The sequence below is a fragment of the Bacillus sp. Bwzl_19 genome (assembly GCF_054900515.1).
On sequence record NZ_CM142729.1, the window covers coordinates 3,304,438 to 3,319,022 of the forward strand.

The window sequence follows — 14,585 nt, forward strand, 5'->3', positions numbered from 1 at the left end:
CTCCTAGGACCAGATTAAACTTCTACACCCATCTCTTTTGCATTCTCAATAACTTCTTCAATGCGTCCCACAAGACGGAATGCATCTTCCGGAAGATGGTCATATTTACCGGAAAGGATTTCTTTAAAGCCTCTTACCGTTTCTTTAACAGGCACGTAAGAACCCTTTTGTCCCGTAAACTGCTCAGCTACGTGGAAGTTTTGAGAAAGGAAGAACTGGATACGGCGTGCGCGGTGAACGACAAGCTTATCTTCTTCGCCCAATTCGTCCATACCGAGAATCGCAATAATATCCTGAAGTTCTTTGTAACGCTGAAGCGTTGACTGGACTTCACGCGCCACCGCATAATGCTCTTCTCCGACAATTTCCGGAGCAAGCGCGCGGGAAGTGGAAGCCAGCGGATCAACCGCAGGGTAGATACCCATTTCAGTTAATTTACGCTCAAGGTTAGTCGTTGCATCCAAGTGAGCGAATGTTGTCGCCGGAGCCGGGTCAGTGTAGTCATCGGCAGGCACGTAGATTGCCTGGATAGATGTAACTGAACCAACGTTTGTAGACGTAATACGCTCTTGAAGCTGACCCATTTCTGTCGCAAGCGTCGGCTGATAACCAACCGCAGAAGGCATACGGCCGAGAAGCGCGGAAACCTCTGAACCCGCTTGTGTGAAACGGAAAATGTTATCGATAAAGAACAGTACGTCCTGTCCTTGTTTATCACGGAAATGCTCAGCCATTGTAAGACCCGTCAGTGCTACACGCATACGTGCGCCCGGCGGCTCGTTCATTTGTCCGAAGACCATGGCTGTTTTCTTGATAACGCCTGAATCGCTCATTTCGTAGAAAAGGTCGTTCCCTTCACGAGTACGCTCTCCTACACCGGCGAATACGGAAATACCGCCGTGCTCTTGCGCGATGTTGTTGATTAATTCCTGGATTAATACGGTTTTACCTACGCCGGCACCGCCGAACAATCCGATTTTACCGCCCTTGATGTAAGGAGCAAGCAGGTCAACAACTTTAATTCCCGTTTCAAGTATTTCAACCTCAGTTGAAAGCTGATCGAATGAAGGAGCTGATCTGTGGATCGGGTCCTTTTGAGCATCCGCAGGCAGCGGTTCATTTAAATCAATTTTATCTCCCAGTACGTTAAATACGCGGCCGAGAGTAACATCACCGACAGGAACGGAAATCGGAGCACCTGTATCAACGGCTTCCATTCCGCGCTGAATTCCGTCCGTAGATGCCATGGCAATTGTACGGACTGTATCATCGCCTAAATGAAGAGCAACCTCTAGCGTTAGATCGATGCTTACTTCATTTTCGCCTGAAGCTGGCTGTGAAACTTTAATCGCATTATAAATCGCAGGCAAGTGGCCGTCCTCGAAACGTACGTCGACAACCGGTCCAAGCACCTGACTTACGCGTCCTTTCTTCATCGCTATCCCTCCTGACAAAATCTTTCTATTCTAAAGCGGCTGCACCGCCGACAATTTCGGTAATTTCTTGTGTAATCGCCGCTTGACGCGCGCGGTTATATGAAAGCGAAAGTGAATCAATGAGTTCTTTCGCATTATCAGTCGCATTTTTCATTGCTGTCATTCTCGCAGCGTGTTCACTTGCTTTACTATCAAGAAGCGCACCGTAAATTAAGCTTTCCGCATATTGAGGAAGCAGCACTTCGAGCACCTCTTCTTCATCCGGTTCGAACTCGTAAGAAGCCGTGCGCTTCCCGCCGCTCGTTCCGAAATCCGTTAAAGGCAGCACTTTTTTCTCCGTCACTTCCTGTGAAATCGCACTGACGAAATGGTTATACACCAAATGCAATTCATCAAAAGCGCCGTCGATAAACATTTGAACCGTCTGACGGGTCAAATCTTTAATCTGAGCAAAAGTGACCTCGTCGCCAAGCCCCACTAACTCAGACAAAATCGGCATTTCCCGTTTTTTGAAGAAATCGCGGCCGACTCTGCCGATTGCAATCACCGTGTATTCATCTTTAGACTGATGGCGTTCTTGAATGGTGCGGTAAGCGTTTCGCAGAACCGAACTGTTAAACGCACCCGCAAGCCCGCGGTCAGACGTAATGACGAGATACGCCGTCTTTTTCACTTCTCTTGAGACAAGCATCGGGTGTTTCGCGTTTTTCGCGCCTTTTCCGACGTTAAACACAACCTCCTGGATCTTATCCATATACGGAGCAAATGACTTCGCGTTGGTTTCCGCACGGTTCAGCTTCGCAGCGGATACCATCTGCATGGCTTTTGTGATCTGGCTTGTTTTTTTCGTTGACGTGATCCTTGACTTAATATCGCGTAATGAGGCCAAAGATTTCACCACCTTTATTCTTCATTTGCGTAAAAAGAGAGAAAAAGAGAACCTTTTTCTCTCATCTTCTAAGGGTTAGTTGCTTGGTGCAAATGTGCGTTTGAAGCCTTCGATTGCAGCTTTGAAGTCTTCATCAGCAGGAAGGTTTCCTGTTTTCGCAATGCCGTCAAGCAGATCTTTATGGTTTTGATCAAGGTACATGTAGTACTCTTCTTCAAAACGTCTGATATCCGCAACCGGAATATCATCAAGATATCCTTTTGTCAGCGCATAAAGAATGGCTACCTGTTTTTCAACCGGAAGCGGCTTATTCAAGTCTTGCTTCAGCACTTCAACTGTACGCGCACCGCGGTTCAGTTTCGCCTGAGTCGCCTGGTCAAGATCAGATCCGAATTGGGCGAATGCTTCAAGTTCACGGTATGAAGCAAGGTCAAGACGCAATGTTCCCGCTACCTTTTTCATCGCTTTGATTTGGGCTGATCCGCCGACACGGGATACGGATAATCCGGCATTGATCGCAGGACGTACGCCTGAGAAGAATAGGTCGGATTGAAGGAAAATCTGTCCGTCAGTAATGGAAATGACGTTTGTCGGGATATAAGCGGAGATATCTCCGGCTTGTGTTTCGACGAACGGCAGCGCCGTAATTGATCCTGCGCCTTTTGCGTCACTCAGCTTGGCTGCGCGCTCAAGCAGACGGGAGTGAAGATAGAATACATCCCCTGGGAATGCTTCACGGCCCGGAGGACGGCGAAGAAGCAATGACAGCTCACGGTAAGCGGCCGCTTGTTTGGATAAATCATCATATACGACGAGAACGTGCTTGCCGTTGTACATGAATTCTTCACCCATTGTCACCCCTGCATACGGTGCAAGGTAAAGAAGCGGAGCCGGCTGTGAAGCGGACGCCGTCACGACAATCGTGTAATCAAGCGCGCCGTGCTTACGAAGTGTTTCCACTACGCCGCGTACTGTAGATTCTTTTTGACCGATCGCTACGTACACACAGATCATGTCTTGGTCTTTTTGGTTTAAGATTGTATCAATCGCAACAGATGTTTTACCTGTCTGGCGGTCCCCGATAATCAGCTCACGCTGTCCGCGGCCGATCGGAATTAACGCGTCGATCGCTTTAATACCCGTTTGCAGCGGCTCATGTACCGATTTACGGTCCATTACGCCTGGAGCCTGGCTTTCAATCGGACGGGTTTTGCTTGTCAGGATCGGACCCAGTCCGTCTACCGGCTGTCCGAGCGGGTTGACGATACGTCCGATTAATTCTTCGCCTACAGGCACTTCCATGATGCGGCCCGTTCTTTTGACCTCATCGCCTTCACGGATATCTCTGTAAGGTCCTAAGATAACGATACCTACATTGGATTCTTCAAGGTTTTGAGCCATACCCAAAACGCCGTTTGAAAACTCAACAAGTTCACCGGCCATACAATTGTCAAGGCCGTGCACACGCGCAATACCGTCTCCGACTTGGATGACTGTACCTACGTCATGAACTTCAATTTCAGATTGGTAATTTTGAATTTGCTGCTTTATCAGCGTGCTAATCTCTTCAGCTTTGATGCTCACTTAGGTTTCACCCCTTCTATCGATTTCCTCCGGCAAGTTGACGTTCCATGCGCTCAAGCTTTCCGCTCACGCTTCCGTCATAAATCCGGTTTCCAATGCGGACTTTAATGCCGCCTATTAAATCCGTCTGCACTTCATTTCTGATTCTGAGCGAAGCGATTCCGGCTTTTTTTGCAAATACTTGAGATAATGATAACATTTCCGCCTCTGACAGCGGTTTTACTGAATAAACAACCGCATCCTCTGTCTGACGGGCCTGGTTTGCAAGTTTAATAAACTCGTCTGTGAGATCAGGCACAATCGAAGACCGGCGGCGGTCAATCAGAAGAAAAATCGTATGCAGCACAGACTCAGACAGTGCGCCGAATGATTGCTGAATCAGCTCTTTTTTCTTAGCAGCCGATACCTTCGGATGGCTTAACACTTCCTGTAATCCGGCTTCGTTTCGGAAAACTTCTTTTAGTACGGTAAGCTCTTCTTCGATTTCATTGATTTGAGAAGTCTCAACGGCAATGTCGAAAAGCGCTGACGCGTATCGTTTAGAGACAGCAGATCCACTCATCGGCTTTCTCCTACCTCTTTAAGATAGTCCTGAATCAGTTTTTCCTGGGCTTGTTCATCAAGCTCTTTTTCAATCACTTTCGATGCGATTAAGACAGAAAGTGATGCGACTTGCTCGCGAAGTGCGGAAACCGCTTGTTCTTTTTCTTTGACAATTTCGGTTCTCGCCGCTTCTTTTAATCTTTCAGACTCGGCGCGCGCAGCCTGGATAATGTCTTCCTTCTGCTTTTCACCCAGCTTTTTCGCATTTTCAATGAGTGATTGTGATTCCTGTTTCGCTTCTTTTAAAAGAACGCGCTGCTCTTCAATCAGCTTCTGCGCTTCTTTATTTCTTTCTTCAGCGGACGTAATTTCGCCGGCGATATGATCTTCACGCTGTTTCATTATATTTAATAGCGGTCCAAGAGCGAATTTCTTGAGAAGCGCTAATAAAACTAACATAGCTAACAATTGGAATAGGATATCTCCGCCGTTAAACGAAAGTCCTAATTCAAGAGGTAATTGAGACATCTACTACGGCAACTCCCTTCTGCAGGTTTTCTCTGCTGATAAAAAGCCGTTTCAAGCCGGCCTGCTTATCAGACATAAAGCAATGGCGAAGGTTCTCTTAGAGTGATCTTCGCCATTTTTAGTTCATATAAGGCTTTTTTGCTTAGCCAAAGAACGCTAAGAACGCGATAACGACAGCGATAATTGGAAGGGCCTCAACTAATGCGATACCCATGAACATAAGAGTTCTAAGTTCTTTTCCTGCTTCCGGCTGACGGGCAATTCCCTCTACCGTACGTGAAACAATCAAACCGTTACCAATACCTGCACCAAGTGCACCTAAACCGATTGCAATCGCAGCTGCTATTAAATTCATGAAAAAGTTCCTCCTTTAAAATGTTATCCGAATGGATATATGATTTTAATGATCATGACTGATTTTGTGTGACATGTACACCATCGTCAGCATCGTAAAGATAAATGCCTGGATGGTACCGATGAACAAGCTGAATGCCTGCCATGCAAGCATCGGAATAATGGCTCCGACTGTGCCGACCAAACCGAGAAAGAAACTGTTTGAGTAGAAATTCGTCGCCAGATTTGCAAGAAGGCCCAGAAGAATTTCCCCGGCGAAAATGTTACCGTAAAGACGAAGTCCGAGTGTCAGCGTATTCGCAAACTCCTCAATGATCTTCATCGGGAACATAAGCGGAACCGGTCTGAGATAATCCTTAGAATATTCCTTCAAGCCTTTCATCTTCACGCCGTAATAGTGCGTCAATGACACTACCATAACGGCCAGAGTCAGGGTAATAGCCGGATCAGCCGTCGGTGATTTCCACCAAAGCTCGTGTCCGACCGTTACAGAAAACGGCAGCCCCAGCATATTTGATACAAATATGTACATCAGCAAGGTTACACCAAGCGCCAAGAAGTTAGCCCCTGTCTTTAAATCCATTGTACTGCCTATAATATTGCGGACAAAATCAACAATCCATTCCATGAAGTTCTGGGCTTTTCCCGGACGGATGGACAGCGTTCTCGTAGTAAGAATCGCAATCAGCAGCACAATCACACTTGCCACAGTAATCATCAGAATGTTTGTCAGATTAAAAGTAAGACCAAACAAATCAATAGTTCTGTAATCGTGATTCAATGGGTTTTCACCTCTCTTCCATTGATGAACGTTTGAGCTGAATAATGGAATCTATCATAATGACGGGATAAATTGTCATTAATCCAATAATCACACTTGCCACACTGACTTTGTCGGGATATTTAAAGGCGATAGCCATCGCAAGTATCGCATTGCACCAACGCGCTGCGCTCCCGAGTGATCGTATGGACTTTCCTTTCGCCACGGCCTTGTCAAAAGCATTCATTCTTCTGGTCAAGAGCCATAGATTAAACAAACTGAAAACAGTTCCCAAAAAGAGGCCTAAAAAAACAGTTTTATACGCCGTAAGACCATATCCCAGCAAATAGATTGCTAAGATCACAAATACATATCTCCGTTGTCTGCTGAATGTAAGATTGGGATCGTCCATCAACTATCTGTCTCCTGATGAAAATGTAATATAATTCCTGGATACGGCAATACATGCGGTTAACCCTTGCAGAAGGCCTTTTTTGTCCCGCAAAAAAACGGCCTGTTCGAAAAAACCACTCATCCTCCTGGTGCGGGATGCTGTTTCATTCGCTTAGATAAATCCTCATGTAACGGGTTTTTTTGGGAGGATTTAAAATGAGGATGGATACTAGAAATGAAAGGAATGAAAACCTTCTCATAATACCCTCGTTTAGCATACAATAGCCCCTAACATGTGTCAATCTGTTTAAAGTTAAAAAACTTTTTATACCGAAAGCATACACAGAATGTTCACAAATTCACCTATAACTGTATGAACTCTCCCCATTCAGCAAAAATCTGGATAAAAAAAAGAAAACCTCTGAATGAGGTTTTCTGATTTATTTTGTTCCGTACAGTCTGTCACCCGCGTCACCGAGACCCGGAACGATATAGCCTTTTTCATTCAGTTTTTCATCAAGGGCCGCGATATAAATATCAACGTCAGAATGATGTTTCTGCAGCTCTTCCACGCCTTCGGGGGCCGCTACAAGACACATAAAACGAATGTTTCTCGCGCCGCGCTTTTTCAGGCTGTTTATCGCTTCAACCGCAGAGCCTCCCGTTGCAAGCATCGGGTCCACGACAATAAATTCACGCTCTTCTACATCAGAAGGAAGCTTGACATAGTATTCCACCGGTTTTAAGGTTTCCGGATCACGGTATAATCCGACATGTCCCACTTTAGCCGCCGGGATTAATTTCAGCATGCCGTCCACCATTCCGAGACCCGCTCTCAGGATCGGCACAATACCGAGTTTTTTCCCTGAAATCACTTTGGATGTCGCTGTTTGAACAGGTGTTTTCACTTCCACTTCTTTAAGCGGAAGATCACGTGTAATTTCAAACGCCATCAGTGATGCAACTTCGTCCACAAGGTCTCTGAAATCCTTTGTGCCTGTATCTTCATTCCGAATATATGTCAGCTTATGCTGGATTAAAGGATGATCAAATACGTAAACCTTTCCCATACTGTGTTCAGCTCCTTTTTGTTGTCCGAGTGACTTTTTCACACTTCTATTGATTCTACAGAAAAAGACAAACAGTTTCAAGAAAATCATAAAAAAACCCGCCGGATCAGGGTTCCGGCGGGTTTCTTCCTTATTAATAGTCCAGTTCTTTATATAAAGGAAACTTCTCAGTCAAGGCAGACACACGCTGTCTCGCTTCTTCAAGTTTTGCTTCGTCTTCATGATTTTTCAGCGCGAGGCCGATGATGGCGCCGACTTCTTCAAGCGCGTCACCGTCAAATCCGCGGCTTGTCACAGCTGCCGTACCGAGACGGATTCCGCTTGTGACGAACGGTTTTTCCGGATCGTAAGGGATCGCGTTTTTATTAGATGTAATGCCGATTTCATCAAGAACATGTTCAGCGACTTTTCCGGTCAGACCGAGAGAACGGAGGTCAACAAGCACAAGGTGGTTATCCGTTCCGCCTGATACGAGCTGAATGCCTTCTTTGTTCAGAGATTCAGCAAGGCGCTTCGCGTTCGAGATGACGTTTTGCGCATATGTTTTGAAATCATCTTCAAGCACTTCCCCGAAAGAAACGGCTTTTGCCGCGATAACATGCATAAGCGGTCCGCCTTGGATGCCCGGGAAAATGGATTTATCAATTTTTTTGCCGAACTCTTCACGGCAAAGGATCATTCCTCCGCGCGGTCCGCGAAGTGTTTTGTGAGTCGTTGTCGTTACAAAGTCAGCGTAAGGAACCGGGTTCGGATGAAGGCCGGCCGCGACAAGACCCGCGATATGCGCCATGTCGACCATGAAGTAAGCGCCGACTTCATCAGCGATGTCACGGAATTTTTTAAAGTCGATCGTGCGGGGGTATGCGCTCGCTCCGGCAACGATCAGTTTCGGCTTATGCGCCAGCGCTTTTTCACGCACGTCTTCATAATCTATATATTGCGTGTCTTTATCGACACCGTATTCAACAAAGTTGTATTGAACGCCGCTGAAATTAACCGGGCTTCCGTGTGTTAAGTGGCCGCCGTGGGAGAGGTTCATGCCGAGCACCGTGTCGCCGTGCTCTAGAATCGTGAAGTAAACAGCCATGTTCGCCTGAGCGCCTGAGTGCGGCTGAACGTTTACATGCTCAGCTCCGAAAATCTCTTTCGCGCGGTCGCGGGCGATGTCCTCAACGACATCAACGTGCTCACAGCCCCCGTAGTAGCGTTTGCCGGGATAGCCTTCAGCGTATTTGTTTGTTAAAACAGAGCCTTGCGCTTCCATTACCGCTTCCGTCACGAAGTTTTCAGAAGCAATTAATTCGATCTTAGTCTGTTGACGCTTACGCTCATCTCTGATGGCGTTAAACACTTGTTTATCTTGTACAGGTAAATGTTTCATCAGCGAAATCCTCTCCTATCCGTTTCCTGTTCTTTATTTTACCACCCTTATTGTACATGGTTTTTCAGGTGAATGTAACAGCTTATTTAAAAAAATCACAATATTTAATTAGAAAACACGAACGTTATATAGGAAAAGTATTTTCATCATTCGCATTCATAAACAGCGCGAATTCCGCCGATCAGCTTCGGCCTTGTCCGGGCCATCGTCACATGCGCTTCTCCGAGCTCACGGCTTGATACCCGGACAGGGACGGCGACGGGTTTTAAATGCATACCGATGAACGTATCTCCGATGTCAATTCCGGCGTCGGCCTGAATCGATTCAGCGAGCACGGGAGATTGCATCTGCCGGTATGCATAAGAAGCCATCGCTCCGCCCGCTTTGGGGACGGGGACGGCTGAAACAATGGGAAGCCTGAACCGCTCGGCCGTTTCCGCTTCAATGACAAGCGCCCTGTTTAAATGCTCGCAGCATTGAAAAGCAAGATGCACACCCGTTTTTTCCTTGAACCGGGCAAGTCCGCCGTAAATCAATTCAGCCCAGTCCCCGCTTCCGGCGGTGCCGATCCGGCTTCCGGCGGCCTCACTCGTACTGCATCCGATCACCAGCAGACTGCCGTCCGTCAGTCCGGCCTGCTCTTGAAACTCAGTCAGCATGTCCGTCCATTTTTGCTTCATCTCTTCCATTGTCCAGCACCTCTTACAGATTTTTTTCTTCGTAATCTGCGATTTTGCCGATCCGCCGTTCGTGGCGGCCGCCCGTAAATTCAGTCGTCAGCCAGATTTTTGCGATTTCGCGCGCCAGACCCGGGCCGATAACGCGTTCTCCCATCGCAAGAACATTCGTATCATTGTGTTCTCGCGTCGCTTTTGCGCTGAAAGTGTCATGCGCAAGCGCACAGCGTATTCCTTTTACCTTGTTAGCGGAAATGCTCATGCCGATGCCTGTGCCGCAAATTAAAATTCCCCTGTCAACTTCGCCGCTCACCACTTTTTCCGCTACCGGAAAAGCGTAGTCTGAATAATCGACCGAGCCGCCGCCGCATTCACAGCCCATATCAATGTATTCAATCTGCAATTCATCTAAAAGACTTTTTATTTCTTCGCGGATATGGACGCCGCCGTGATCTGACGCAATAGCTACTTTCATTCAATTTACCTCCTAGGTGTGGCTGGGCGAAGACAGCCCAGTGTGCTTGTCCTTTTTTTACGAAATCCGTTGATTTCATTCTACTCTTTCACATTCGTTTTGCAAATGACCTGTTTGCAGATTTTCTGACAGGTTACTTGCTTTTGCCGTCAAGTAATTGATCAGCTAAAAGGGTCAGCAGCTCCTCCAGTTCGTCCCGCGTCTGTTTATAAACATCAAGCGAACCGCCGAACGGGTCAGAGATATCTCCGTTTGTCCCCGTTACGTATTCTTTAATGGTAAATACTTTGCCCTGACTGTTTTGATATCTGCTTTCGATCAGCTGTTTATGCTGTTCGGTCATCGCCAGCACCAGATCGGCCGTCTCGATATGTTCTTCCGATAAGGGAGATGAAGTGTGATTGAGAGCGATCCGTTTTTCAAACAGCGCTTCCACGGCATGTGCCGACGCTTTTCCGTGCGGAGACGCGAATACTCCGGCAGAGCTTGCGCTGACGTCCAGCCCTTTCGTTACTGCAATGGATTTAAAAAGAGCCTCAGCCATGGGACTGCGGCACGTATTGCCTGTACAAACAAAGATTATTTTCATATCCGTCACCTCTTACTGCCTATTATAAATGAAGAAAAAAGAAACGGCATCTTCGTTTCTTTTTTTACGTATCTTATATCGGTAAAAGCAGTTTCAGCCCGAATCCGATCAAAATGGCTCCGCCGAGCGCTTCGCTGTAAGAGCCGAGCCACGACTGCACCTTTCTTCCCGCCAAAAGACCCGCCCATGTTAAAACGGTGCTGAAGGCTCCGAACAGCACAACGGCCAGAATCGGATTGGAACCGTTCATTCCGAGGCTGAGCCCGACAGAAAAGCTGTCAAGACTGACACCGACCGCGAATAATAACAGTCCCGAGCCTGCCGGAGATATGAGCGGCCCGTCTGATTGTTTAAACGCGGCGATGATCATTTGCACCCCTAAAATGAAAAGAAGAGACCCGCCGATGTAAACAGCGAGCATCCCCAGAAAACCGGACAGCAGATGCCCGGCCGCCATTCCTGCCAGCGGCATCATGACATGAAACAGTCCGATGACAACCCCTATATGAAAAATCTGTTTTTTCCTCATCTGAATCATGCCCATTCCGAGCCCGACGGAAAAAGCATCCGTCCCCAAAGCAAATGCCATGATGCTTAAGGAGACAAGCTCCCCGATGAATAGATTCGACATGAAATAAAAAACCCCCTTGGACGTGCCCGCTTGTTTAGCTTATGCATGTCCGATAAGGGGTAGAACAAGTTAATGGATAACGGTGCCGCCTGCGGCTTTCATCAGCCTGTTCATAACGGCGAGCCCCACTCCGGTATCCGGAAAAGATTCAGAAATAATCATATCCACTTCCGCTTCATCAAAGCTGCGGAGCGCATCGTATAAGGCGGATGCCACTGTTTCAAGGTCGGCGCGCCGGCCGCAGACCTTAATGAAATCAGCCTGGTAACTATCGGCGTTCTCTTCTGTTGTCAGGATGCCGATTCGTTTTCCCCGGCTTTTATATTCGTCCGCCAGCTCTTGAATTCTCCGGGCGCCGCCGTCAGCAACAGCCAGCGGTGCAGAAGGCGCGTAATGTGTATATTTCATACCAGGAGAAATAGGAACCTCATCTTCTTCGGTCAGTCCTTTATCCACAAGGACCGGACCGGCGGCGGATTCAATCTGCTCTTTTGTCACACCGCCCGGGCGAAGCAGCACAGGCTGTTTCCCCGCACAGGAAAGAACGGTTGATTCTACTCCGATTCCCGTCGCGCCGCCGTCCACAATACCGGCAATGCGGCCGTTTAAATCATGAGCCACGTGCTCAGCCTTCGTCGGGCTCGGTTTTCCTGATAAATTCGCGCTCGGGGCTGCGATCGGCAGTCCGGCCGAGCTGATCAGGGCTAACGCCACCGGATGATCCGGCATTCTGACAGCTACCGTCTCAAGCCCCGCGGTGACACGGGGTGACAGCACCCCGGGCTTACACGGCAAGACAAGAGTCAGCGCCCCCGGCCAAAAAAGCTTCATGAGCTTTTTCGCCGTCTCGGGAACATGGCTGATAAAACGATCAAGCTGGCCGATGTCAGATATATGCACGATCAGCGGATTATCGCTCGGTCTTCCTTTCGCCTCATATATTTTCGTTACGGCTTCCGTATTTTCAGCATTAGCGCCAAGTCCGTAAACGGTTTCTGTCGGAAAAGCCACAACTTCATTCTGCCGGAGCAATTCCGCTGCTTGTGTAATCTGGGGATCAGTTGTGGATAATTCTGCAGAAGAATCCACAAACCATCTTCTTGTTTTCATGTATAACCAAACTCCTTATTTTAAAGCGGTAAAACTTTATTTTCTCTCGTGTATTCCTTTTGAAAGTATAAAAGATGTCCTTAAATAAAACAAGTGTTATCCACAAACTGTGGACAACACTTTTCAATAAGTGGATAACTTTGTGTATAAGTAAGGTTAGGCGGTGGTTTTCACCATTAAAAACGAACCCTCTGTGCATAACGAATTGCGGAAATGCTCGGACGTATACAGTTCATCAGGCACATCGGCGCATGTTTCAAATCCCATCACAGTCAGAAATTCAGCAGATGAGGGCTGGTTGGCGACTAAGTAGACATCTTGAATTTCATGTTTTTTACACAGCACATCCATACTTTGAAACAGCGTCACGATATGGCTTTGGTTCAGCCTGTCCGACATGACGAGTGAACGAAGAAGCCCTTTTCCGCCGCTGAATTTTTCGATCCCGAGACAGGCGGCAATCTTTTTTTCACTGTCCTCCAGCATGATAAATCGGCTGATCTGCTGATCGATTTCAGCATGTGCCGTATCGGCCTTTTTCAAAAAAGCCTCCAGCGCTTCCGTATCTTGATCTCTTGCCACTCTCAGCTGATAAAACATATATTTCCCTCCGTTTCGATCAACTCTTTCTTCCAATCTATGAATCGAATCCGGATTTATGCCTTTTTCCTTCAGGAAAACAGATCTGAAATCCAATCGACGAGGAAAAACTTCACTTCGGTTTTATCGTCATCCTTATTTTCTTTCTTCGCTTTATCAGCCTTTGCTTTTACGTCATCCATCACTTTTTCTGTCTGTTTCTTCGTTTCTTCGTGCTTCTGTCCGCCGTCTTCCTGGTCTTTCACTGCTTCACCGTTTGAGAAATCAAGGAAGCACAGCGGCGGAAACAAGACACACCACCAGTTGGCGCCTTCACCATTACCGAGTGTAATTAAAATCGCTTCATATTTTCCGGCCGGATAGACCATATTGCCGTAAAGCTTTGTCGGAAACGAGATTTTATTGAATGCAACGGATACGGATTGATGTGCACCCTTTTCTTTCATCGTTTGTTTGGCGATTTCTTTAATTTCAGGGAGCTTCGAACGAATGAGGCGGCGCGCTTCTTCAATGGAAGTGATATCTTTCACCCAGCCCGTGATTTCCTTGTTTACAGCATCTCTGATCTGGCGCTTGAGCTTTTGATCCTCATCGTTATCACTGTTGGCCAAAATCCTAAGCCGGATCGCTTCATCCGGTATGACAACGGGCTCATTCGCTGATGCCCATGCCGTTTCTTCTTTTGTCAAACCCGCAAGCGCTCCTGATAATAAAAGAAAAATATATATGCAAATCATCATTGTCTGTTTCATCGGTCCCCACCGTTCCTCTCCGTGCTTTTTTGTCTAGTCTCATTATGGACATGACGGAAAAGGTTTAAACCGGCGGGAAGAAAAAAATCTAGCAAGCTGATAATCTGCATTGACAGACTCAGAATATGGTACGATATTATTTTGATAGGAGGGTTTTCAGATGAAATATAATTACACCGTGCTGCTGTCGGCGGCATGTATGTCTGTCATTTATTCAATTTTGTACGTTCATCAATTCATTATTGCGGCTTTCATTTCGATGGCGTTTTATTTTTTGTTTCCTTATTTAATTTTCGCGCTGCCGCTTCAATACTTTCTGAATAAAAAGCCGAAGAGATTTCACCCGGTGTATTTTCTTTATTATTTAGGGGCGTCATTCGTCGCAAACGGGCTCATCTTCGGCCTTTTGCAGCCGTCAGGCCAATCTTTGTTTTCTAATTCAGCCTTTTATATCTTTGCGGTTTTAACAGCCATCGTCTATTGGGTGTGGGATTCCGTATTGCTGCAAAGACAAAGCCCGGCTACAGAAGCGTAATCAGCAGACAGACGGCTGAAGGCAGAGCGGCGCAAAAGAAAACGGCGGCCATCTTCACACGGGCGTGCCGTCCTTCTTTTGTTTCAGAATGATAGTTGGCCCGCTGCTCCGCTCCGCTTACAGCCAGCCCGGAAACAATGATCGCTGTGATGATAAGAACGGCCGTAACGGCACCGAATATGACATCAAAGTCAAACGGCAGAACAAATCCTGCCGCATAAGCTGCGGCGGCCAGTATACATCCGAAGGCAAACGCTTTTTTCAAGGCGGATCCCCTT

19 protein-coding genes are annotated in these 14,585 nt (G+C 47.1%); 1 reads left to right on the forward strand and 18 read right to left on the reverse strand.

The window, feature by feature from the left end:
- Positions 1-14: 14 nt before the first annotated feature.
- The 17 genes from atpD to spoIIR all read right to left on the reverse strand — a co-directional run bounded on the left by atpD (position 15) and on the right by spoIIR (position 13,772).
- Positions 15-1,436: a F0F1 ATP synthase subunit beta gene (gene atpD / locus ACW5MY_RS17555; RefSeq protein ID WP_013353908.1), complete on the reverse strand. Its 1,422-nt coding sequence runs from the start codon at positions 1,434-1,436 to the stop codon at positions 15-17.
- A 25-nt stretch (positions 1,437-1,461) separates the two neighbouring features.
- Positions 1,462-2,325, reverse strand: coding sequence for an ATP synthase F1 subunit gamma (gene atpG, locus ACW5MY_RS17560; RefSeq protein WP_003151172.1), 864 nt, complete (start codon positions 2,323-2,325; stop codon positions 1,462-1,464).
- A gap of 75 nt (positions 2,326-2,400) precedes the next feature.
- Positions 2,401-3,909 (reverse strand): F0F1 ATP synthase subunit alpha, encoded by a 1,509-nt coding sequence (gene atpA / locus ACW5MY_RS17565; protein WP_003151170.1) that lies wholly within the window; start codon positions 3,907-3,909, stop codon positions 2,401-2,403.
- A 16-nt stretch (positions 3,910-3,925) separates the two neighbouring features.
- The gene (locus ACW5MY_RS17570; RefSeq protein ID WP_003151169.1) at positions 3,926-4,471 is read right to left on the reverse strand and encodes a F0F1 ATP synthase subunit delta; all 546 of its coding nucleotides are present in this window, start codon (positions 4,469-4,471) and stop codon (positions 3,926-3,928) included.
- Positions 4,468-4,980, reverse strand: a complete 513-nt coding sequence (gene atpF / locus ACW5MY_RS17575) for a F0F1 ATP synthase subunit B (protein WP_013353909.1) — start codon at positions 4,978-4,980, stop codon at positions 4,468-4,470. The genes ACW5MY_RS17570 and atpF overlap by 4 nt, the downstream gene beginning before the upstream one ends.
- 142 nt (positions 4,981-5,122) lie before the next feature.
- Entirely contained in the window at positions 5,123-5,335 is a 213-nt protein-coding gene (atpE, locus tag ACW5MY_RS17580; protein ID WP_003151167.1) for a F0F1 ATP synthase subunit C, read from the reverse strand.
- 45 nt (positions 5,336-5,380) lie between these two features.
- The gene (gene atpB / locus ACW5MY_RS17585) at positions 5,381-6,115 is read right to left on the reverse strand and encodes a F0F1 ATP synthase subunit A (protein WP_003151158.1); all 735 of its coding nucleotides are present in this window, start codon (positions 6,113-6,115) and stop codon (positions 5,381-5,383) included.
- Positions 6,116-6,122: 7 nt separating this feature from the next.
- A complete protein-coding gene (gene atpI, locus ACW5MY_RS17590) occupies positions 6,123-6,506 on the reverse strand; it encodes an ATP synthase subunit I (RefSeq protein WP_013353910.1) in 384 nt (127 codons plus the stop codon).
- A 421-nt stretch (positions 6,507-6,927) separates the two neighbouring features.
- Positions 6,928-7,557, reverse strand: coding sequence for a uracil phosphoribosyltransferase (upp, locus tag ACW5MY_RS17595; protein WP_014471148.1), 630 nt, complete (start codon positions 7,555-7,557; stop codon positions 6,928-6,930).
- A 133-nt stretch (positions 7,558-7,690) separates the two neighbouring features.
- Positions 7,691-8,938 (reverse strand): serine hydroxymethyltransferase, encoded by a 1,248-nt coding sequence (glyA, locus tag ACW5MY_RS17600; RefSeq protein ID WP_013353912.1) that lies wholly within the window; start codon positions 8,936-8,938, stop codon positions 7,691-7,693.
- Positions 8,939-9,084: 146 nt separating this feature from the next.
- Entirely contained in the window at positions 9,085-9,627 is a 543-nt protein-coding gene (locus ACW5MY_RS17605; RefSeq protein WP_013353913.1) for a TIGR01440 family protein, read from the reverse strand.
- 13 nt (positions 9,628-9,640) lie between these two features.
- Positions 9,641-10,090, reverse strand: a complete 450-nt coding sequence (gene rpiB, locus ACW5MY_RS17610) for a ribose 5-phosphate isomerase B (protein WP_013353914.1) — start codon at positions 10,088-10,090, stop codon at positions 9,641-9,643.
- A gap of 133 nt (positions 10,091-10,223) precedes the next feature.
- Positions 10,224-10,679 (reverse strand): low molecular weight protein arginine phosphatase, encoded by a 456-nt coding sequence (locus ACW5MY_RS17615; RefSeq protein ID WP_013353915.1) that lies wholly within the window; start codon positions 10,677-10,679, stop codon positions 10,224-10,226.
- A 73-nt stretch (positions 10,680-10,752) separates the two neighbouring features.
- The gene (locus ACW5MY_RS17620) at positions 10,753-11,310 is read right to left on the reverse strand and encodes a manganese efflux pump MntP (protein ID WP_013353916.1); all 558 of its coding nucleotides are present in this window, start codon (positions 11,308-11,310) and stop codon (positions 10,753-10,755) included.
- Between the two features lie 69 nt (positions 11,311-11,379).
- Positions 11,380-12,420: an L-threonylcarbamoyladenylate synthase gene (locus tag ACW5MY_RS17625; RefSeq protein WP_088613600.1), complete on the reverse strand. Its 1,041-nt coding sequence runs from the start codon at positions 12,418-12,420 to the stop codon at positions 11,380-11,382.
- Positions 12,421-12,576: 156 nt separating this feature from the next.
- Positions 12,577-13,020 (reverse strand): GNAT family N-acetyltransferase, encoded by a 444-nt coding sequence (locus tag ACW5MY_RS17630; RefSeq protein WP_013353918.1) that lies wholly within the window; start codon positions 13,018-13,020, stop codon positions 12,577-12,579.
- 71 nt (positions 13,021-13,091) lie between these two features.
- Positions 13,092-13,772 carry a stage II sporulation protein R gene (gene spoIIR, locus ACW5MY_RS17635; protein WP_462061635.1) on the reverse strand — a complete coding sequence of 227 codons (681 nt, stop codon included), beginning with the start codon at positions 13,770-13,772 and terminating at the stop codon, positions 13,092-13,094.
- A 160-nt stretch (positions 13,773-13,932) separates the two neighbouring features.
- On the opposite strand from spoIIR, the gene ACW5MY_RS17640 reads away from it, so the two are divergent.
- Positions 13,933-14,307, forward strand: a complete 375-nt coding sequence (locus ACW5MY_RS17640) for a UPF0715 family protein (RefSeq protein ID WP_013353920.1) — start codon at positions 13,933-13,935, stop codon at positions 14,305-14,307.
- Here ACW5MY_RS17640 and ACW5MY_RS17645 read toward each other — a convergent pair.
- Positions 14,294-14,572 (reverse strand): DUF5316 family protein, encoded by a 279-nt coding sequence (locus ACW5MY_RS17645; protein WP_289393994.1) that lies wholly within the window; start codon positions 14,570-14,572, stop codon positions 14,294-14,296. The two genes, ACW5MY_RS17640 and ACW5MY_RS17645, sit on opposite strands and share 14 nt — an antisense overlap.
- Between the last annotated feature and the right edge of the window lie 13 nt (positions 14,573-14,585).

Bases quoted from the DNA above. Each gene is read 5' to 3' on its own strand.
- ACW5MY_RS17625 (WP_088613600.1), bottom strand. From the start codon at position 12,420: ATGAAAACAAGAAGATGGTTTGTGGATTCTTCTGCAGAATTATCCACA.
- ACW5MY_RS17640 (WP_013353920.1), top strand. From the start codon at position 13,933: ATGAAATATAATTACACCGTGCTGCTGTCGGCGGCATGTATGTCTGTC.
- glyA (WP_013353912.1), bottom strand. From the start codon at position 8,938: ATGAAACATTTACCTGTACAAGATAAACAAGTGTTTAACGCCATCAGA.
- ACW5MY_RS17570 (WP_003151169.1), bottom strand. From the start codon at position 4,471: ATGAGTGGATCTGCTGTCTCTAAACGATACGCGTCAGCGCTTTTCGAC.
- upp (WP_014471148.1), bottom strand. From the start codon at position 7,557: ATGGGAAAGGTTTACGTATTTGATCATCCTTTAATCCAGCATAAGCTG.
- spoIIR (WP_462061635.1), bottom strand. From the start codon at position 13,772: ATGAAACAGACAATGATGATTTGCATATATATTTTTCTTTTATTATCA.
- ACW5MY_RS17620 (WP_013353916.1), bottom strand. From the start codon at position 11,310: ATGTCGAATCTATTCATCGGGGAGCTTGTCTCCTTAAGCATCATGGCA.
- ACW5MY_RS17605 (WP_013353913.1), bottom strand. From the start codon at position 9,627: ATGGAAGAGATGAAGCAAAAATGGACGGACATGCTGACTGAGTTTCAA.
- ACW5MY_RS17615 (WP_013353915.1), bottom strand. From the start codon at position 10,679: ATGAAAATAATCTTTGTTTGTACAGGCAATACGTGCCGCAGTCCCATG.
- atpI (WP_013353910.1), bottom strand. From the start codon at position 6,506: ATGGACGATCCCAATCTTACATTCAGCAGACAACGGAGATATGTATTT.
- ACW5MY_RS17630 (WP_013353918.1), bottom strand. From the start codon at position 13,020: ATGTTTTATCAGCTGAGAGTGGCAAGAGATCAAGATACGGAAGCGCTG.
- atpD (WP_013353908.1), bottom strand. From the start codon at position 1,436: ATGAAGAAAGGACGCGTAAGTCAGGTGCTTGGACCGGTTGTCGACGTA.
- rpiB (WP_013353914.1), bottom strand. From the start codon at position 10,090: ATGAAAGTAGCTATTGCGTCAGATCACGGCGGCGTCCATATCCGCGAA.
- atpE (WP_003151167.1), bottom strand. From the start codon at position 5,335: ATGAATTTAATAGCAGCTGCGATTGCAATCGGTTTAGGTGCACTTGGT.
- atpF (WP_013353909.1), bottom strand. From the start codon at position 4,980: ATGTCTCAATTACCTCTTGAATTAGGACTTTCGTTTAACGGCGGAGAT.